At 45.8% G+C, this 18,158-nt stretch carries 16 protein-coding genes and 1 other RNA gene; 13 read left to right on the forward strand and 4 right to left on the reverse strand.

All coding sequences use genetic code 11. The annotated features are described in order from the left end of the window. The first annotated feature begins 5 nt into the window (after positions 1–5). Positions 6–500, forward strand: coding sequence for a ClpXP protease specificity-enhancing factor (sspB, locus tag ACED25_RS13830; RefSeq protein ID WP_012603204.1), 495 nt, complete (start codon positions 6–8; stop codon positions 498–500). A 141-nt stretch (positions 501–641) separates the two neighbouring features. Here the strand turns inward: sspB and ACED25_RS13835 are convergent, their stop codons facing one another. The 4 genes from ACED25_RS13835 to ACED25_RS13850 are packed head-to-tail and all read right to left on the reverse strand — an operon-like array spanning position 642 to position 4,059. Then, positions 642–1,247: a BON domain-containing protein gene (locus tag ACED25_RS13835; RefSeq protein ID WP_012603205.1), complete on the reverse strand. Its 606-nt coding sequence runs from the start codon at positions 1,245–1,247 to the stop codon at positions 642–644. Positions 1,248–1,263: 16 nt separating this feature from the next. Next, positions 1,264–1,854, reverse strand: a complete 591-nt coding sequence (locus tag ACED25_RS13840) for a phosphoheptose isomerase (RefSeq protein WP_004729817.1) — start codon at positions 1,852–1,854, stop codon at positions 1,264–1,266. A gap of 2 nt (positions 1,855–1,856) precedes the next feature. Further along, complete coding sequence (locus ACED25_RS13845; protein ID WP_135382847.1) at positions 1,857–2,255, reverse strand: YraN family protein; 399 nt, start codon at positions 2,253–2,255, stop codon at positions 1,857–1,859. Then, positions 2,242–4,059, reverse strand: coding sequence for a penicillin-binding protein activator (locus ACED25_RS13850; protein WP_371695465.1), 1,818 nt, complete (start codon positions 4,057–4,059; stop codon positions 2,242–2,244). The genes ACED25_RS13845 and ACED25_RS13850 overlap by 14 nt, the downstream gene beginning before the upstream one ends. Positions 4,060–4,120: 61 nt before the next feature. Here ACED25_RS13850 and rsmI point away from each other — a divergent pair, with 61 nt between their 5' ends. From rsmI to murC, 12 genes are all read left to right on the forward strand, one after another. Next, the gene (rsmI, locus tag ACED25_RS13855) at positions 4,121–4,987 is read left to right on the forward strand and encodes a 16S rRNA (cytidine(1402)-2'-O)-methyltransferase (protein WP_009848948.1); all 867 of its coding nucleotides are present in this window, start codon (positions 4,121–4,123) and stop codon (positions 4,985–4,987) included. 195 nt (positions 4,988–5,182) lie between these two features. Continuing rightward, positions 5,183–5,622: RNase P RNA component class A (gene rnpB / locus ACED25_RS13860), an RNA gene on the forward strand. A gap of 228 nt (positions 5,623–5,850) precedes the next feature. Continuing rightward, the gene (rsmH, locus tag ACED25_RS13865; protein WP_009848949.1) at positions 5,851–6,801 is read left to right on the forward strand and encodes a 16S rRNA (cytosine(1402)-N(4))-methyltransferase RsmH; all 951 of its coding nucleotides are present in this window, start codon (positions 5,851–5,853) and stop codon (positions 6,799–6,801) included. A gap of 3 nt (positions 6,802–6,804) precedes the next feature. Further along, entirely contained in the window at positions 6,805–7,122 is a 318-nt protein-coding gene (ftsL, locus tag ACED25_RS13870) for a cell division protein FtsL (protein WP_009848950.1), read from the forward strand. Beyond that, entirely contained in the window at positions 7,119–8,876 is a 1,758-nt protein-coding gene (locus ACED25_RS13875; protein ID WP_009848951.1) for a penicillin-binding transpeptidase domain-containing protein, read from the forward strand. Before ftsL ends, ACED25_RS13875 begins: the two co-directional genes overlap by 4 nt. A gap of 18 nt (positions 8,877–8,894) precedes the next feature. Then, on the forward strand, positions 8,895–10,379 hold the full coding sequence (murE, locus tag ACED25_RS13880) for a UDP-N-acetylmuramoyl-L-alanyl-D-glutamate--2,6-diaminopimelate ligase (RefSeq protein ID WP_371695466.1): 1,485 nt from the start codon (positions 8,895–8,897) through the stop codon (positions 10,377–10,379). Next, on the forward strand, positions 10,379–11,752 hold the full coding sequence (gene murF / locus ACED25_RS13885) for a UDP-N-acetylmuramoyl-tripeptide--D-alanyl-D-alanine ligase (RefSeq protein ID WP_135382841.1): 1,374 nt from the start codon (positions 10,379–10,381) through the stop codon (positions 11,750–11,752). The genes murE and murF overlap by 1 nt, the downstream gene beginning before the upstream one ends. Next, the gene (mraY, locus tag ACED25_RS13890) at positions 11,749–12,831 is read left to right on the forward strand and encodes a phospho-N-acetylmuramoyl-pentapeptide-transferase (protein WP_009848954.1); all 1,083 of its coding nucleotides are present in this window, start codon (positions 11,749–11,751) and stop codon (positions 12,829–12,831) included. Before murF ends, mraY begins: the two co-directional genes overlap by 4 nt. A gap of 58 nt (positions 12,832–12,889) precedes the next feature. Further along, on the forward strand, positions 12,890–14,206 hold the full coding sequence (gene murD, locus ACED25_RS13895) for a UDP-N-acetylmuramoyl-L-alanine--D-glutamate ligase (protein WP_371695467.1): 1,317 nt from the start codon (positions 12,890–12,892) through the stop codon (positions 14,204–14,206). A gap of 22 nt (positions 14,207–14,228) precedes the next feature. Continuing rightward, entirely contained in the window at positions 14,229–15,425 is a 1,197-nt protein-coding gene (ftsW, locus tag ACED25_RS13900; RefSeq protein WP_009848956.1) for a cell division protein FtsW, read from the forward strand. Positions 15,426–15,437: 12 nt separating this feature from the next. Further along, a complete protein-coding gene (gene murG, locus ACED25_RS13905) occupies positions 15,438–16,499 on the forward strand; it encodes an undecaprenyldiphospho-muramoylpentapeptide beta-N-acetylglucosaminyltransferase (protein WP_371695468.1) in 1,062 nt (353 codons plus the stop codon). Positions 16,500–16,512: 13 nt separating this feature from the next. Then, positions 16,513–17,973, forward strand: a complete 1,461-nt coding sequence (gene murC / locus ACED25_RS13910) for a UDP-N-acetylmuramate--L-alanine ligase (protein ID WP_135382844.1) — start codon at positions 16,513–16,515, stop codon at positions 17,971–17,973. The last annotated feature ends 185 nt before the right edge of the window (positions 17,974–18,158 follow it).

The raw sequence follows: 18,158 nt of genomic DNA on the forward strand, positions 1-18,158 counted from the left end.
CGTTTATGGATATTTCAAATATGACTCCACGCCGACCATACATGCTTCGTGCATTTTATGAATGGCTGGTTGATAACGAACTGACTCCACACTTGGTTGTTGAAGCAACATTGCCGGGTGTGAGAGTTCCAGACGAGTTTGTTCAAGATGGTCAGATCATTCTGAACATCGCGCCTCGTGCGGTTGGACAACTTGAACTGGGTAACGAAGCTGTGACGTTTAGTGCTCGCTTTAGTGGTCGTCCACACTCTGTGATCGTTCCGCTATACGCAGTACAAGCAATTTATGCTCGTGAGAATGGTGCTGGTACCATGTTTGAACCTGAAGAGGCTTACATGGAAGCGTTTGAAGAAGGAATTGAAGAAAGTCCTTTTGAAGAACCAGAAAAAGGCCCATCTTTGAGTGTTGCAACAGCAGACGTAGATGCTGAAGAGTCTGACTCAGAACCTGAGCCATCTCGTCCAGCGAAAGGTCGCCCAAGCCTTCGTGTTATCAAATAGCGTTATTTTTTAAATAACTCCAAATACAAAAAAAGCAGCGATTTATCGCTGCTTTTTCTTTTTGTGCTAACTGATTTTTAGTTGCTAGACTCATTTCGTTAGGCTTTGTTAGCTAACTTGTCTAAGTAAATTCAAAGTAAGTTAGTTTACAGAAGCGTCTTCTTCACCATATTCAAACGCTCGAATCACCTGCTTCACACCAGAGATATTACGCGCAACTTCTGTCGCGATATCAGCGTGTTCTCGAGAAACTAATCCAAGCAGAAATACTTCTGAATCTTCAGTAATGACTTTGACTTTGATACCGTTAAGCTCAGACTTGGCAAGTAGGGCAGACTTCACTTTAGTGGTAATCCAACTGTCTTTGCTGATAGCACTAACAGACAGTGGCTCTTTCACTCGGATCTGGTTGTGTATACTTTCAACTCCCGTTACTGCTTTAGCTTGGCTTTCAAAAGCACGACGTTCAGCATCTGTCGTTGCTTGCCCCATCAGAACTACTGAACCACGGTAAGAGCTTGCTGTGATACTGACATTGCCGCGAAATGGCGGTTTATTTGTCATAGCTGCAACTTCAAATTCGATATTGTTGTCGCTCCAAATCTCTTTGGTGGTTCGTGTATCGGTGACTAGATTTGCAGTAGTTGCTGCACCAGCAATGAAAAGACCAGCACAACCAGATAACGACAGTGTAAGTAGCGAAACACTAATCAGCTTAAGCAGCTTCATAGAAGTTAATGATTTCATCGTGATGCTCCGTATATCACTCTTCGTGAGCTGGGAAGAGTACTTGATCGATTAGGTCACATAAGCAGTGTAGTGTCACCATGTGTACTTCGTGGATACGTGCTGTACGGTGTGAGGGAATACGAATTTCTACATCGTGCTCACCAAGCAGGCCAGCCATTTCACCACCATCTTTACCAGTAAAGGCGATGATTGTCATATCACGTGTTACCGCAGCTTCCATTGCTTTGATGATATTTTTACTGTTACCACTAGTAGATATAGCCAGTAAAATATCACCAGTTTGACCAAACGCACGTACCTGCTTAGAGAAGATCTCTTCATAGTGGTAGTCGTTTGCCACAGCCGTTAGTGTGGTGTTATCAGCAGTGAGAGCCATTGCTGGAAGACTAGGGCGCTCGGTTTCAAAGCGATTAAGTAGGCAAGAGACAAATTGCTGAGCATTCGATGCCGAACCACCGTTACCACAACAAAGAATCTTGTTTCCGTTAAGCAGGGTTGCAACCATTGCTTGAGCGGCATGCGTGATTGCGTCTGGCAGAGCTTCTGCCGCCGCAATTTGGATTTGAATACTTTCTGTAAAACTTTCTTTGATGCTGTCTAGCATGTTTATCCTTGGGTAATCGCGTTTTGAATCCAGTCGATAGTGTCATTCGGCCCTTCGATGGCAATGATATCAAACCTGTAATCTGTAGAGTGTACCGACAAGCCTTGCTGCATAAGCCAAACATTGGCTGTTTTGAGTAGCTTTTGTGACTTTTTGGCTGTCACCATTTCAGCGGCATGTCCGTAGCGTGTTTGCTTGCGGTATTTTACCTCAGCAAACACAACTGTTTTGTTATGGCGCATTATAAGATCAATTTCGCCACATTTTGCTATGAAGTTTTCTTCAATTAACGATAAACCGTGGCGAACTAAATAATTTTTTGCCACGGCTTCGTATTTATCACCCACTTGTTTGTGGGTGATTGATGGCTTGGATAGGAACTTACGGCTAAAAAGCCCCATGCTCTGCCCAGCTGATTTCACGTTGAACAACACAGTTGTTGTCGATGGTTAATACGCCGGTTTCACCTGTAATGCTGTAATCTTGTACGGCTTTCATCTGTGGTAGTGCATCCATTAGATAGTATGCATCCATTCCTAGAGCTTGTAGACGCTTTTGGCTGTTCGAGTGTGAAGGCCATAGGTCATTAAGCGCTTTGTTAAGCTCGTTTTTGTTCTCGACTAATAGCGGGATATCGCTGTAGAAGACACCCGTTAGGTCTTCATATTGCTTGTCACCGCTGTTGCTGCGTGAGTTTGAAAACAGTGCAGGTTGGCTAGCATCAGGGTTAATTGCAACTTCAATGAAGGGTTTGATGAGTGTTAGCTCTGAGTTCTTAGCGACAATGTAGACAGAATCGATATCACGACGACTGCGTGGCTCTGTTTCTAGGTCTAGGTTAAGTAGCCCATCCATTTGAGCGATACGTTGTTGGCTCTCTTGTAAACCGAAAATCTGATTCACATTACGCTGCAGTTGGCGTTTGTCAGAGAAGAAGCTGATTGCAACGTCGTTGTTGCTGTATTTCTGCCACTCTTCGTTAAATGCTTGCTTAACGCGGTCACCTAAGCGTCCTTTGGGTGCAAGAATAAGTGGGTACTTATAGCCTTGTGCAAAAAGGTGTTTCGCAGCCTGAGCGACTTCTTGTTCTGGCGATAAAGCGAGATAACAAATATTAGTATCTGGTTCTAGCTGAGTTGGAATATTAAGAGCTAATGCTGGAATCGAGTTTTCGTGGTTTTTCTGCGCTTGTTGAAGCTTAGTGATATTGCTCTTAATCAGAGGGCCAACGATGAAATCAACGTTATTCTCTTCCAGTTTCGCTTTAATTTCAGCGGCACTTTGTACGTTGGTATCCATTACGGTCAACGTTGCATCTTCTTCACGCTCTTTGTCATTCATCATCGCAAAGATGAAACCATCACGCACAAGTTGTGCTTGCTTACCGTACTTACCTGTTAGCGGCAGCAGTAGCGCAGTGCTGGTTGGTTTGCTGATTTCTAACGCTAATATGTCGGTGATCGCTTGAGGTGTGTAAGTAGCCGCAGGGTGCTGAGGATTCTCTGCCAACCAATCAGTCAGGGTTTCCTGTAGGTTTGGAAGGTTCGAATTCAGCGTCTTCATGTAGATAGCCAGTTGCAACCAACCTGAAAGCACATCTTCTGTCGGCGATGTTTTCAGTTCTAGAATCTCGTATTGAGAGTAGCTATTCAGGTTCTGCCAAATACGGCCGGCCGTTTGCTGTTGGCTTTCGTCGCTAGCGTCCAGATATTCAGAATAAAGGACTAACTCACGGCTCGCTTCGAAATACTCATTCTGTATTTCAGAAATGTTGGCGCGTAGCTCGTGATAATCTTTCCATTGCTCGTTCGGAAGCTTCCACCAAGGTTGAAAGTTCAGTTGGCTGTACGCTTGCTGTGGTTGCGAGTTATTCACCAGCAGTTGAGCGCGAGCTAGTTGCCATTCTGCTTGTTGAACTTCACTCAGCTCTTGTTTGGCTAAGCGTTTGATCAGCAGAGTCGCTTGATCGGTTTTTCCAGCTTGCACAGAAGCCTTAAGCGCCATGATTAACCAGTCGTTTTGTAGACTTCCTTTGCTACTATCCGCCTGCATCATGTAACTTTCAGTTGATTGCGCTGGATCTAGTGTAATATCAACACGCGTTGGTGCTTGAGGACCTGAAGAACAAGCCGCCAATGTAATTGCTAATGCAATTGGAGTGAGTAAGCGTGGTACACTGAGTCTCTTATGGTTCATCGTTGCCATGAGTTCTTTAAATTCCGTATAAATTTGTATCTATATTAATCGTTGAAGTGATGGTAAACAAATGACAGATAACAAAACCTTGCTCACAGAGAGCCCAACTCTCTATATTGTGCCAACCCCAATCGGAAATTTGGGAGATATCACTCAAAGAGCAATTGAAATTTTATCAAGTGTCGATGTTATTGCAGCCGAAGACACACGCCACACGGGTAAGCTGCTTGCTCACTTCAATATATCAACCAGAACGTTCGCTTTACATGATCATAATGAACAAACTAAAGCACAAGTTCTAGTCGAAAGGTTATTAGAAGGTCAGTCTATCGCATTAGTCTCTGATGCGGGTACTCCTTTAATCAGTGATCCAGGTTACCATCTTGTCTCACAATGTCGTCAAGCGGGTGTGAGAGTTGTGCCACTTCCTGGTGCTTGTGCTGTGATTACCGCACTAAGTGCGTCTGGTTTGCCGTCTGATCGTTTCAGCTTTGAAGGTTTCTTACCGCCAAAGAGCAAAGGTCGTAAAGACAAGTTCTTAGAGATAGCAAAAGCAGAACGCACGTGTATCTTCTACGAATCTCCGCACCGTATTACTGATTCTCTACAAGACATGCTAGAGATCTTAGGCCCTGACCGTGAGGTTGTGTTGGCGCGTGAGCTAACCAAAACCTTCGAAACCATCCAAGGTCTGCCACTTGGTGAACTTATTGAGTGGATTGAAGAAGACGCAAACCGTAAACGCGGTGAGATGGTATTGCTAATTCACGGTCACCGTGAAGAAGCGAGCACAGAGTTGCCAGACGAAGCGACTCGCACGCTGGGTATTCTAACCAAAGAACTGCCACTTAAAAAAGCAGCAGCGATGACGGCAGAAATCTACAATCTGAAAAAGAACGCTTTATACAAATGGGGCCTAGAGCATCTAGACAACTAGATAGCTCTTTATAGACTAGATACCTATTTATAGAGTAGCTAACCTGTATTGAAAAGCTTATGAGGAGTGATGGTAATACCGTCGCTCCTTTTTTTGTGCTTGGATTGTGTAAAATTCGTGCACTTGCTTAATGGTTTGCAGCATATTTGTGATCTCGCTAGACACTGCACACTAATCTCTATACAATCCGCCCTCGGAGTTGAACGGGTAATCGCTGCTTTGCTGATGTCCTTCGGGAGACTGACGTTGAGGTCCTTCGGGAAACTGACGTTGAAGTCCTTCGGGAGACTGGTAGAGGGGAGGAACGTCCGGGCTCCATAGAGCAGGGTGCCAGATAACGTCTGGGGGGCGCGAGCCCACGACAAGTGCAGCAGAGAGAAGACCGCCGATGGCCTCATTTCTTCGGAAGAGGCACAGGTAAGGCTGAAAGGGTGCGGTAAGAGCGCACCGTGCGACTGGCAACAGTTCGTAGCAAGGTAAACTCCACCCGGAGCAAGATCAAATAGGCCCTCGCATTGCGCTGCTCGCGTATGGGGGCGGGTAGATTGCTTGAGCCTGTGAGCGATTGCAGGCCTAGACGAATGGTTACCGCCGCGCAAGCGGAACAGAACCCGGCGTATGTGTCAACTCCACCTATATAAAGAACCCATCATTACTTAACGGTAGTGATGGGTTTTTTGCTTTATATTGACGTTAATTATTTAGATTTCCTTAGAATCCATCATCTTGATATGAGCTTGGGTCAAAAATTCCCAAAGGCTATACACAATATGGTGGAGATACGGCGTGAAATCAGTAAACTAAAACGTTAATAGAACATATTATTGCCGAACTAATGGCTCAATCCATTCACTGAGAAGACTATGACAGAAGCATTCAAACATATTTCAGTATTGCTTAACGAATCTATTGACGGACTTGCGATCAAACCTGACGGTACCTATATCGATGGTACTTTTGGCCGTGGTGGTCACAGCCGTACAATCCTGTCTAAACTGGGCGAGAATGGAAGACTCTTTAGTATCGACCGCGATCCACAAGCGATTGCCGAAGCACAAAAGATTGATGACCCTCGTTTTACGATTATTCACGGCCCGTTCTCAGGTATGGCTGAATATGCAGAGCGTTATGACTTAGTCGGTCAAGTGGATGGCGTATTGCTGGATTTAGGTGTCTCTTCACCACAGCTGGATGATGCTGAACGTGGCTTTAGCTTTATGAAAGATGGCCCGCTTGATATGCGTATGGATCCAACAACCGGCATTCCTGTTTCTCAGTGGTTGGTTGAAGCTGATCTTGATGACATCACATGGGTTATTCGTGAGTTCGGTGAAGACAAACACGCTCGTCGTATCGCGAAAGGCATCATTGCTTATCAAGAGAATGAAGAGAACGAACCGCTAACGCGCACTGGTCAACTGGCTAAGCTTATCTCTGATGTCGCTCCAAAAAGCTTCAAAGAGAAAAAACACCCAGCAACACGTGCTTTCCAAGCATTCCGTATCTACATTAACAGTGAACTAGAAGAGATCGATACCGCACTGAAAGGCGCGGCAAGCATCCTTGCTCCTCAAGGTCGTATCTCTGTTATCAGTTTCCACTCGCTTGAAGACCGTATGGTGAAGCGCTTTATACGTAAAGAGAGCCAAGGACCGCAAGTACCACATGGCCTGCCACTAACTGAAGAGCAGATCAAAGCGCTAGGCAGTGCCGATCTGAAACCAATTGGTAAAGCAATCAAGCCTTCTAAAGATGAAGTGGATGAGAATACTCGTTCGCGTAGTTCAGTACTACGAATCGCAGAAAAGCTATAGTCAATGAAGACCTCCAAACCCAACTTAGCCAAGATAATCTTTTTTGATTTGATCTCCGTGGGTAAAGTCCCATTGGGGCTTCTTATCTGCATCTTTGCGAGTGCGATGGGGGTCGTTCTTACGACACATGTATCACGTCAGGCGATTACGCAAAAAGACATGGCATTGGTGGAGCGGGAACAACTTGATGATGAGTGGCGAAATTTAATGCTTGAAGAGACGGCGCTAGCAGAACACAGCCGCGTTCAAGCATCGGCAAAAAGAGAGCTAGACATGAAACGTCCAGACTCCGACAAAGAAGTTGTGATCACACTGAAATGACCGGTAAAAAGGAAAAAACACCCGCAAAAACCGTTAATGAATCAACGAAAGAGCGAGTGAAGAGCGAAAAGGATTCGGATCCAATTCTTATTAAATGGCGTTTCAACGTTGTTATTGCTTTCGTGTTTCTAGCCTTTGCTGCACTCGTTGGCCGTGTGGCTTACATCCAAATCATTGAACCCGATAACTTAATTCGTCAGGGCGATCTTCGCTCAGTGCGTGTTAAGGCTATTCCTTCTGCTCGCGGTATTATCTCTGACCGCAATGGCGAGCCGCTTGCTGTGAGTGTTCCCGTTGAGGCTGTATGGGCCGACCCAAAAACGATTTTCGATAAAAATGGTATGGCCCAGATTGATCGTTGGTATGCGTTAGCCGATGTACTTGGCCTACAGCGACAATCGATGATCGATAAGATCTCTAGCAATAAATCCCGTCGATTTATTTATCTACAAAGACAAGTTAGCCCTGCGATGGCTAAGTATATCCGTGAACTTAAGCTGGTGGGTGTGGGCCTAAAAGCGGAATCTCGACGTTACTACCCTGCTGGTGAAGTCAGTGCACACCTTATCGGTGTGACCGGAATTGATGGACACGGCCTGGAAGGGGTTGAACGCAGTTACGATAAATGGCTTACGGGCGAAGCAGGCAAGCGAACGATTCGTAAAGACCGCTACGGACGCGTTGTCGAAAACATTGCGTTAGAAGAACGCGAAGAAGGCAAACCACTAGAACTCACCATCGATCAACGATTGCAGGCGATAGCCTATCGAGCGATTAAGCAAGCGGTGGCCGATCATAAAGCGACCTCAGGCTCTGCAGTATTACTCGATGTGAAAACGGGCGCTGTGTTAGCCATGGTCAATGCACCGTCTTACAACCCGAACAACCGCTCTGATTTACAAAGCTTTAAAATGCGAAACCGCGTGCTGACCGATGCTATGGAGCCTGGCTCAACAGTGAAACCTTTTGTGGTGCTCGCCGCATTAGAAAATGGTACAGCTGATGCGAAATCTATTATTGATACAGGTAATGGCATCATGCAAATTGGAGGTAGCCGAGTACGTGATACCTCTAAAGTGGGCAAGGCTGATTTAGCCTTGATCCTTAAAAAATCAAGTAACATCGGCGTGGCGAAATTAGCGCTTGATATGCCACTTGAAGCGTTACTTGGTATGTACAGTTCGGTTGGTTTAGGCGAAATGTCTGGGCTAAATCTCGTGGGTGAAACGAGTGGTATTTTCCCTAATCGTCGCCGTTGGTCTAAGTTCGAAATCGCGACGCTATCGTTTGGTTATGGCTTATCTGTGACCCCGCTTCAGTTGGCTCATGCTTATGCAACGTTAGCCAACAAAGGCATGTATGAACCGATTCATATCATTAAAAGCAACGACCAAGACTTCTCAAAGCAGATCATCAAACGTGAAAATGCAGAGATGGTATTGCAAATGTTAGAAGGCGTGACTCAAAAGGGCGGAACTGCAACCAGAGCCGCTGTTCCGGGTTATCGAGTTGCGGCAAAAACGGGTACATCTCGTAAAGCCGCTGCGGGTGGCTATAGTGATGAGTATATTGCTATAACGTCGGGTTTTGCTCCAGTCAGCGATCCAAGAGTAGCTCTGGTTGTCGTAGTCAATGAGCCGCAAGGTGACCTTTACTATGGCGGTTCTGTTGCTGCCCCCGTTTTTTCTGAAATCATGAAGGGGGCACTGCAAATACTCAATGTCCCTGCTGATGAAAACAAGTTTCAAGAATAGAGCCAATCAGGATTCAATATGAGTAATAGCCTCACGCTGTCATCTTTACTTTCTCCTTGGGGGGACTTTAGTTCACTTGAGCTAGATGCGATTGTTGTTGAGCAATTGGAGTTGGATAGCCGTACCATCAAGGAAGGCGATATTTTTGTTGCCATTGTTGGACATGCCATTGATGGTCGTCGCTTTATCGACAAAGCCGTCGCTCAAGGTGCGAAAGCTGTCATTGCACAAGCGAGTGATGACAAAGCTCATGGCTTGGTTGAGTGGTTAAATGCTGTTCCTGTTGTTTATGTATCTGAGCTAAATTCAATTCTCTCTGAACTGGCTGGCCGAGTTTATTCTTCTCAAGCGACTAAGTTGATTGGTGTTACCGGCACCAATGGTAAAACCACCATCACCCAATTGATTGCTCAGTGGCTTGATTTGGTCGGCCAGCGTTCGGCGGTAATGGGCACAACGGGTAATGGCTTCTTAGATAACCTAAAAATAGCGGCTAATACCACGGGCAGCGCGATTGAAATACAACGCACACTGAGCGAGTTGGCTGAGGAAAGTGCAGTTTATACCGCGATGGAAATCTCTTCTCATGGTTTGGTTCAAGGCCGAGTAAAAGCGTTGAATTTTGAGGTTGGTGTGTTCACTAACCTGAGTCGTGATCACCTTGATTACCACGGCACGATGGAAGAGTACGCACTGGCTAAGAAGAGCCTGTTTACTCAACACAAATGCAAACATGCAGTGATCAATGTGGATGATGAAGTCGGCAAAGCGTGGATGTCAAATTTGTCCAATGCAATAGCTGTTTCATTGCTTCCGTTGTCTGGTTACCAACAGTCGGTGTGGGCATCTGATGTCGCCTATGCAGAAACTGGGATTAAGCTCTCTTTCGATGGTAGCTGGGGGCAAGGTGATCTTTCGGTTCCATTGATTGGTCAGTTCAACGCATCAAACGTACTGGTTGCTTTCGCGACTTTGCTTTCATTGGGTATCGACAAGCAAACCTTGGTCGACACCGCTTCTCAGCTTCAACCTGTTATTGGTCGTATGGAACTGTTTCAAGTTCCGAGCAAAGCAAAAGTCGTTGTCGATTACGCGCACACGCCAGATGCTCTAGAAAAAGCATTGGCTGCACTGCGTGTACACTGCTCAGGAAAGCTGTGGGCTATCTTCGGCTGTGGTGGCGATCGCGACACAGGTAAGCGTCCAATGATGGCGGTAACGGCAGAGCAGTTCGCCGACAAAATTATTATTTCAGATGACAACCCTCGCAGCGAAGATCCTGCTTTGATTGTTAAAGACATGCTAGCTGGCTTAAGCGAACCAGAATCTGCATTCGTCGAGCACGATCGCTATCAAGCGGTTAAGTTTGCCCTAGAACAGGCAGGCAGTAATGACATTATTCTTTTGGCTGGTAAAGGCCATGAGGATTACCAAGTATTGAAAGACGAAACGATCCATTACTCAGATCGAGAGTCCGCGCTACAACTTTTAGGTATTTCATAATGATTGATGTATCACTCGAGCAGATTTGTTCAGCGGTGAGCGGTCAGCTGATTGAGGCTGGCAAGTCGAGCAATAGTGTTATTAATGCGGTTTCTACTGACACTCGAACCGTTGAAGAGGGTGCACTGTTTGTTGCTCTTGTTGGCGAGCGTTTTGATGCGCATGACTTTTGTCATCAAGCGGTAGAGGCTAATGCGAGCGCGTTGTTAGTCGAACGAAAACTTGACCTAAATATTACTCAGGTGGTTGTTGAAGACACTAAACTTGCTTTAGGTCAGCTAAGTGCTTGGATCCACAAACAGTGTAACGTGCCAACCATGGCGATTACAGGCAGTTGTGGTAAAACGACGGTTAAAGAGATGGTGGCAAGCATTCTGCAGCAACGTGGCAAGGTGTTGTTTACCGCAGGTAACTTCAATAATGATATTGGAGTGCCATTGACCTTGTTACGCAGTGAACCTAGCGACGACTATGCGGTGATCGAACTAGGCGCTAACCATATTGGTGAAATTGCCTACACCACTCAGCTAGTGAAGCCACAAGTTGCCTTAGTTAATAATGTAGCCGCGGCTCATTTAGAAGGCTTTGGTTCGATTGATGGTGTGAAACAAGCGAAAGGTGAAATCTTTCAGGGGCTTGCTGCTGATGATACTGCTATTGTTAATCTAGAGAGCAACGGTGGTGACTTTTGGAATGACGTGCTTGCAGATAAAAGCGTGCTGACATTTTCAGAAAGCGACAGCAAGGCGGATTATTTTGCCAAGAATATTTGCATCAATGAGCAAGGTGAAGCGTGCTTTGATATGCAGACACCTCAAGGGTCCATATTTGTTGAGCTTGGTATCATCGGCCAACATAACGTAGCGAATGCATTAGCAGCTGCAGCGTTGAGCATCCAATTTGGAGCCTCGCTTGATGAGGTGAAAAATGGTTTAGCGAATCTGATCTCTGTCAAAGGGCGAGTTGAGGTTCAACAATTAAGTCAGAATATCAAACTCATAGATGACAGTTACAACGCCAGCGTGCCAGCAATGAAGGCGGCAGCGAAGCTACTCTCGAGCTTCAAAGGTCAACGTTGGTTAATTTTAGGTAATATGGCTGAATTAGGCGATGAAAGCCTTGCACTTCACCGTCAAGTCGGTGAATATGCTGCCCCATTCGCTTTTGAGCATGTACTTACTTACGGTGATGATACCAAGGTGATTAGTGAGGTCTGTAATGGTACCCACTTTACAACGCATCAAGCGATGATCGCGCACATAGAGCAGCACCTAAGCTTGCCAGAAAGCGTGTCACATACCTTATTGGTAAAAGGCGCGAATAGTGCAGGAATGAGTAAAATAGCCGCTGCTTTAAAGGAGAACTTTTCATGATAATTTGGCTTGCAGAGCTACTACAGCCACACTTTTCTTTTTTCCGTTTGTTCGAATACTTATCGTTTCGTGCAATCGCGAGTATTTTGACGGCGTTATGTCTGTCACTGTGGATGGGACCTCGTTTAATTGAGCGTCTGCAAATGCTACAAATTGGCCAAGTTGTTCGTAATGACGGCCCTGAATCTCATTTCAGCAAACGTGGCACGCCAACCATGGGCGGTGTGATGATCCTTGCTGCGATCATTATTACGGTATTGATGTGGGCTGATCTCTCGAATCCTTATGTTTGGGCTGTATTAGTTGTACTTGCTGGTTATGGCGCGGTTGGCTTTGTTGATGACTACCGTAAAGTCGTTCGTAAGAACACCGATGGTTTGATCGCTCGCTGGAAGTACTTCTGGCAATCAGCAATTGCGTTAGTCGTGGCGTTTGCTCTGTATGCTCACGGGCACGATACTGCAGCAACTCAATTGGTTGTTCCTTTCTTTAAAGATGTGATGCCACAACTTGGTTTACTGTATATCGTACTAACTTACTTTGTTATTGTGGGAACCAGTAACGCGGTAAACCTAACAGACGGCCTAGACGGCTTGGCCATTATGCCAACGGTTATGGTTGCGGCTGGTTTTGCTGTAATTGCTTGGGCGACCGGTAACGTTAACTTTGCGTCATACTTACACATTCCATACATCCCATACACCTCCGAGCTGGTTGTGGTATGTACTGCTATCGTAGGTGCTGGACTTGGTTTTCTATGGTTCAACACTTATCCTGCACAAGTATTCATGGGCGATGTTGGCTCGCTAGCGCTTGGTGGTGCTCTGGGTGTGATCGCTGTGTTAGTTCGCCAAGAGTTGGTATTGGTTATCATGGGCGGTGTGTTTGTAATGGAGACTTTGTCAGTGATACTGCAAGTTGGCTCTTACAAATTGCGCGGTCAGCGTATTTTCCGCATGGCACCAATTCACCACCACTATGAACTGAAAGGTTGGCCGGAGCCACGTGTCATCGTGCGTTTTTGGATCATTTCAATGGTATTAGTACTGGTTGGCTTAGCAACGCTGAAAGTTCGTTAATCCTATCTGAGCCTCTTAATGAGAGGCTCTTTAAAACTATTAAGAGCATCTTGTTTAAATGGAACATTGGCAAAATATTCAAAATGTAGTGGTTGTGGGGCTCGGTATTACCGGGCTCTCTGTCGTTAAACATCTCGTAAAATATCAACCTCATACGCATGTGAAGGTAATTGATACGCGAGAGCTACCACCAGGAAAAGAATCTTTGCCTGAATCGGTAGAGCTGCATTCTGGAAGTTGGAATAGCCAATGGTTAGCGGAAGCTGATTTAGTGGTTGCTAACCCAGGTATCGCCTTAGCGACCCCTGAAATACAAGATGTTATTCAAGCGGGTATTCCGGTTGTTGGCGATATTGAACTTTTTGGTTGGGCGGTAGACAAACCCGTCGTGGCAATAACAGGCTCCAATGGCAAGAGTACGGTGACCGATCTAACGGGTGTGCTTGCTAAAGCTGCTGGTCTTAACGTTGGCGTTGGTGGCAACATCGGTATTCCTGCCTTGGATCTTCTTGAGCTTGATGCCGATTTATATGTCCTTGAGCTTTCAAGCTTTCAGCTAGAGACAACGTTCAGTCTAAACCTTGCAGCAGCGGCCTTTTTGAACCTGTCAGAAGATCATATGGATCGCTATCAAGGCATGGCCGATTACCGTGACGCTAAATTGAGAATTTTTAATAACGCTCAGTGTGCGATCGTAAACCGCGAAGACAAAGAGACTTATCCTGATCAAACGATGTCATTGGTGACATTTGGACTTGATGACCAAGAGTTTGGTGTAGCGACGATTGATGGTATCGAATGGCTAATAGACAACGGCAAGCCTGTACTTCCTAGCCAAGATTTAACATTGGTTGGACGTCATAATGTGGCGAATGCTTTAGTCTCGTTAGCGTTATTGAAGCAAGTCGGTATTGATTACAACAAAAGCCTTGAAGCTCTGAAAGCCTACAATGGTTTAACGCATCGCTGCCAAGTAGTGGCTAACAAACGCGAAATCAAATGGGTTAACGACTCGAAAGCGACCAACGTAGCCAGTACATTAGCGGCTCTGTCGGGGTTAGAGTACCAAGGTACTTTGTATCTCTTAGTCGGAGGTGTGGGCAAAGGCGCTGACTTTAGCGAGCTTAAGCCTGTGTTGGCGCAACTAGACCGCGTACAACTGTGTTGCTTCGGTGAAGATGCTGCGCAATTTATGCCATTACATCCATCAGCTAAGACGTTTGATACCATGCGTGACATCATCGAGAGTATCTCTGCACAATTGGTGTCGGGTGACATGGTGATGTTGTCTCCTGCATGTGCAAGCTTCGATCAATTTAATAACTTCATGGCGAGAGGTGATGCGTTCACTGAACTTGCTCATGAGTATGCCTAACGTGTTGAAGGACTAACAATCAGTGCAAAGAGTGAAAGAGATTAATCAATCTATTTGGCAATGGCTTAACCGTGCCACACCAGAGGCGCTCTACGATCGTCAGTTGGTATGGATTGCTCTTGGACTGATGCTGACGGGCTTGGTGATGGTAACGTCGGCTTCGTTCCCAATCAGTGCTCGTTTAACCGATCAGCCGTTTCACTTCATGTTCCGCCACGCCATTTTCCTGGTGTTAGCGTTAGGTGTATCCAGCGTAATATTACAAATCCCGATGAAACGCTGGTTTCAATACAGTATGTACCTATTGGGCTTATCCTTCTTTTTGCTAGTGGTGGTGTTAGCCGTCGGTAAGTCGGTTAACGGTGCCTCACGTTGGATTCCTCTCGGGCTGTTTAACTTACAACCTGCTGAAGTCGCTAAGTTATCTCTGTTTATCTTTATGGCGGGCTATTTGGTTCGTAAACAGGATGAAGTGAGAAAAACCTTCTTCGGTGGTTTTGGTAAACCGATCATGGTGTTCGGTGCCTTTGCGGTGTTGCTACTTGGCCAGCCCGATTTGGGTACCGTTGTCGTAATGTTGGTTACCTTGTTTGGCATGTTATTTATCGCAGGTGCTAAGCTGTCACAATTTATAGCCTTAATGGTGGCAGGTATTGCTGCCGTTGTGGGATTGATTGTTATTGAGCCTTATCGTGTTCGACGTGTTACGTCATTCTGGGAACCTTGGAGTGACCCGTTTGGTAGTGGTTATCAGCTAACTCAATCATTGATGGCGTTCGGTCGTGGTGATTGGATGGGGCAAGGGCTTGGTAATTCAATTCAAAAACTCGAGTACCTACCTGAAGCACACACCGATTTTGTTTTTGCTGTACTGGCTGAAGAGTTGGGTTTTGTTGGCGTAACCTTAGTGTTGATGCTGATCTTTAGTTTGGTTTTTAAAGCTATTTTTATTGGCAAAAAAGCTTTCGAAAACGACCAAGTGTTCAGCGGTTATCTGGCGTTTGGCATTGGTATTTGGTTTGCTTTTCAGACGCTTGTTAATGTAGGTGCCGCTTCAGGTATTGTTCCGACCAAGGGGCTAACCTTACCGCTGATCAGTTACGGTGGTTCAAGCCTTATCGTGATGTCAGTAGCGGTTTCTATGCTGCTGCGTATCGATCATGAATGCCGAGTTCAACAAAAAGAACAAGCCGACAATCAAAACGAATTAGTAGAATAAGAATCTAACGTTATGAAACAAAACAAAAAACTTTTAGTGATGGCTGGTGGTACTGGCGGTCACGTTTTCCCAGGGTTAGCGGTGGCTAAAAAGCTTCAGCAACAAGGTTGGGAAATTCGCTGGTTAGGAACCGCAGACAGAATGGAAGCAGATCTGGTGCCAAAACATGGTATTGAGGTCGACTTCATTAAGGTGAAAGGCCTGCGTGGTCAAGGCGTTAGTAAATTAATTAAAGCGCCGTTCCAGATTATTAATGCCATACTTCAAGCCAGACGACATATTAAAGCATGGCAACCTGATGTGGTGCTTGGCATGGGGGGGTACGTCAGTGGCCCGGGTGGTATCTCGGCTTGGTTATCTGGCATTCCAGTGGTTCTACATGAACAAAATGCAGTGGCAGGTTTAACCAACCAATGGCTGTCTAAGATTGCTAAAAAGGTTTTCCAAGCTTTTCCTGGTGCGTTTCCTACCGCAGAAGTGGTGGGTAACCCGGTACGCGAAGATGTTGTTGCCTTAGCTGACCCCGAGCAACGCATGGCTGAGCGTGATGGTGACATCCGCATCTTGGTTATGGGCGGTAGCCAGGGCGCAAAAATCCTGAACGATACCTTGCCAGTAACGATGGCGCAGCTTGGTGAAGGCTTCACTGTGGTGCATCAAGCGGGTAAGAACAATCAACAGCAAGTTATTGAACAATACAAATCACATTCTGTAGATAATGTTCAAGTGACTGAATTTATTGATGATGTGGCGCAAGCTTATGAGTGGGCAGATCTATTAGTGTGTCGCTCTGGTGCATTAACCGTATCTGAAGTGTCTGCTGCTGGTGTCGGTTCTATTTTCGTTCCGTTTATGCACAAAGACAGACAACAAGCGTTGAATGCCGATCATTTAGTCGAATGTGGCGCAGCGTTAATGATTGAACAGCCTCAACTGACGGCTGATAAGCTCGCGAACACTATCGCGCAGCTTGATAGAAATGAATTAAAAATGATGGCAACAAAAGCTCGTCAAGCCGCCAAGCTTGATGCTGATGTGACTGTCGCTGAAGCGATTAAAGCTTTAGCAAAATAATGAGATTGAATTGATGACGATTGAACATACCCAAGACTTAGCGCAAATCCGTGCAATGGTGCCAGAGATGCGCCGTGTTAAATCTATCCACTTCATTGGTATTGGTGGTGCCGGAATGAGCGGGATTGCTGAAGTCTTGCTTAATGAAGGCTACCAGATCACAGGTTCTGATATTGCTCAAAATCCAGTGACAGAACGCTTAGTTAGCAAGGGGGCTACTGTTTACGTTGGTCACCAAGCAAGTAACGTTGCCGATGCAAGTGTGGTGGTGGTTTCAACCGCTATCAACGAAGAAAACCCAGAAATTATTGCTGCTCGTGAAGCGCGCACACCGATCGTTCGTCGTGCTGAAATGCTGGCTGAGCTGATGCGTTTTCGTCACGGCATTGCTGTGGCAGGTACACACGGTAAAACAACCACCACTGCGCTAGTGACACAGATTTACTCTGAAGCAGGCCTAGATCCAACCTTCGTAAACGGTGGTTTGGTGAAAAGTGCCGGCACTAACGCACGTTTAGGTTCAAGCCGTATTCTTATCGCTGAAGCCGATGAGAGTGATGCTTCATTCTTACACCTGCAACCAATGGTTAGTATTGTCACTAACATCGAAGCGGATCATATGGATACTTACGGCGGTGATTTTGAAACGCTGAAGCAGACGTTTATTGATTTCTTACACAACCTGCCATTCTACGGCCAGGCTGTTATGTGTGTTGATGATCCTGTAGTGCGTGAGCTTATTCCTCAGGTTAGCCGCCAAGTGATTACTTACGGCTTCTCAGAAGATGCTGATATCCGTATTGAAAACTACGTACAACAAGGTCAGCAAGGCAAGTTCACGGTGGTACGCAAAGGTAAAGCTAACCTTGATATTACGCTAAACATTCCGGGTCGTCACAATGCATTGAATGCATCCGCTGCGATTGCTGTTGCAACGGAAGATGACATCAGCGATGAAGCGATTCTAAAAGCGATGGCTGGAACCGAAGGCACGGGTCGTCGGTTCGATCACCTAGGTGAGTACGAAACAGGTAAAGGCGTTGCAATGCTGGTCGATGATTACGGTCATCACCCAACCGAAGTGGACGTAACCATTCAAGCAGCACGAAGTGGTTGGACTGATAAGCGTCTTGTTATGATCTTCCAACCGCACCGTTACAGCCGTACTCGTGATCTATATGATGATTTTGCGAATGTTCTTGAGCAAGTTGATGTACTTATTCTATTGGATGTTTATTCTGCAGGTGAGAAACCAATTGCAGGGGCTGATGGGCGTTCATTAAGTCGAACTATTCGCGGGCGTGGTAAGATAGATCCAATTTTTGTTGCCGATATCAACGCACTGCCATCGGCTTTAGCCAACGTAATTCAAGGCGGTGACCTTGTTTTAACGCAGGGTGCAGGCGATGTTGGTCGAGTAGCGAAGCAGTTGGAATCGTTACAGTTAGACATTAATAAAATGCAGAACGCGTAACAGAATACTGTCTACAGACTGTGGTCAATCGCTCACTTCTTGCGATTGACCTAAAATTGACCAAAAATCTTATTATCAACGTTTGATAGTTTAATTTTGCTCAGTATAATTCATAGGTTAAAGTAAGTGCTTTTACCTCTATTACGAAGATAGGGAATAGAATTGCGAACCAACGACAGGGAATG

It is taken from the genome of Vibrio sp. 1F263 (genome assembly GCF_041439035.1).
Lineage (GTDB): Bacteria > Pseudomonadota > Gammaproteobacteria > Enterobacterales > Vibrionaceae > Vibrio > Vibrio tasmaniensis_A.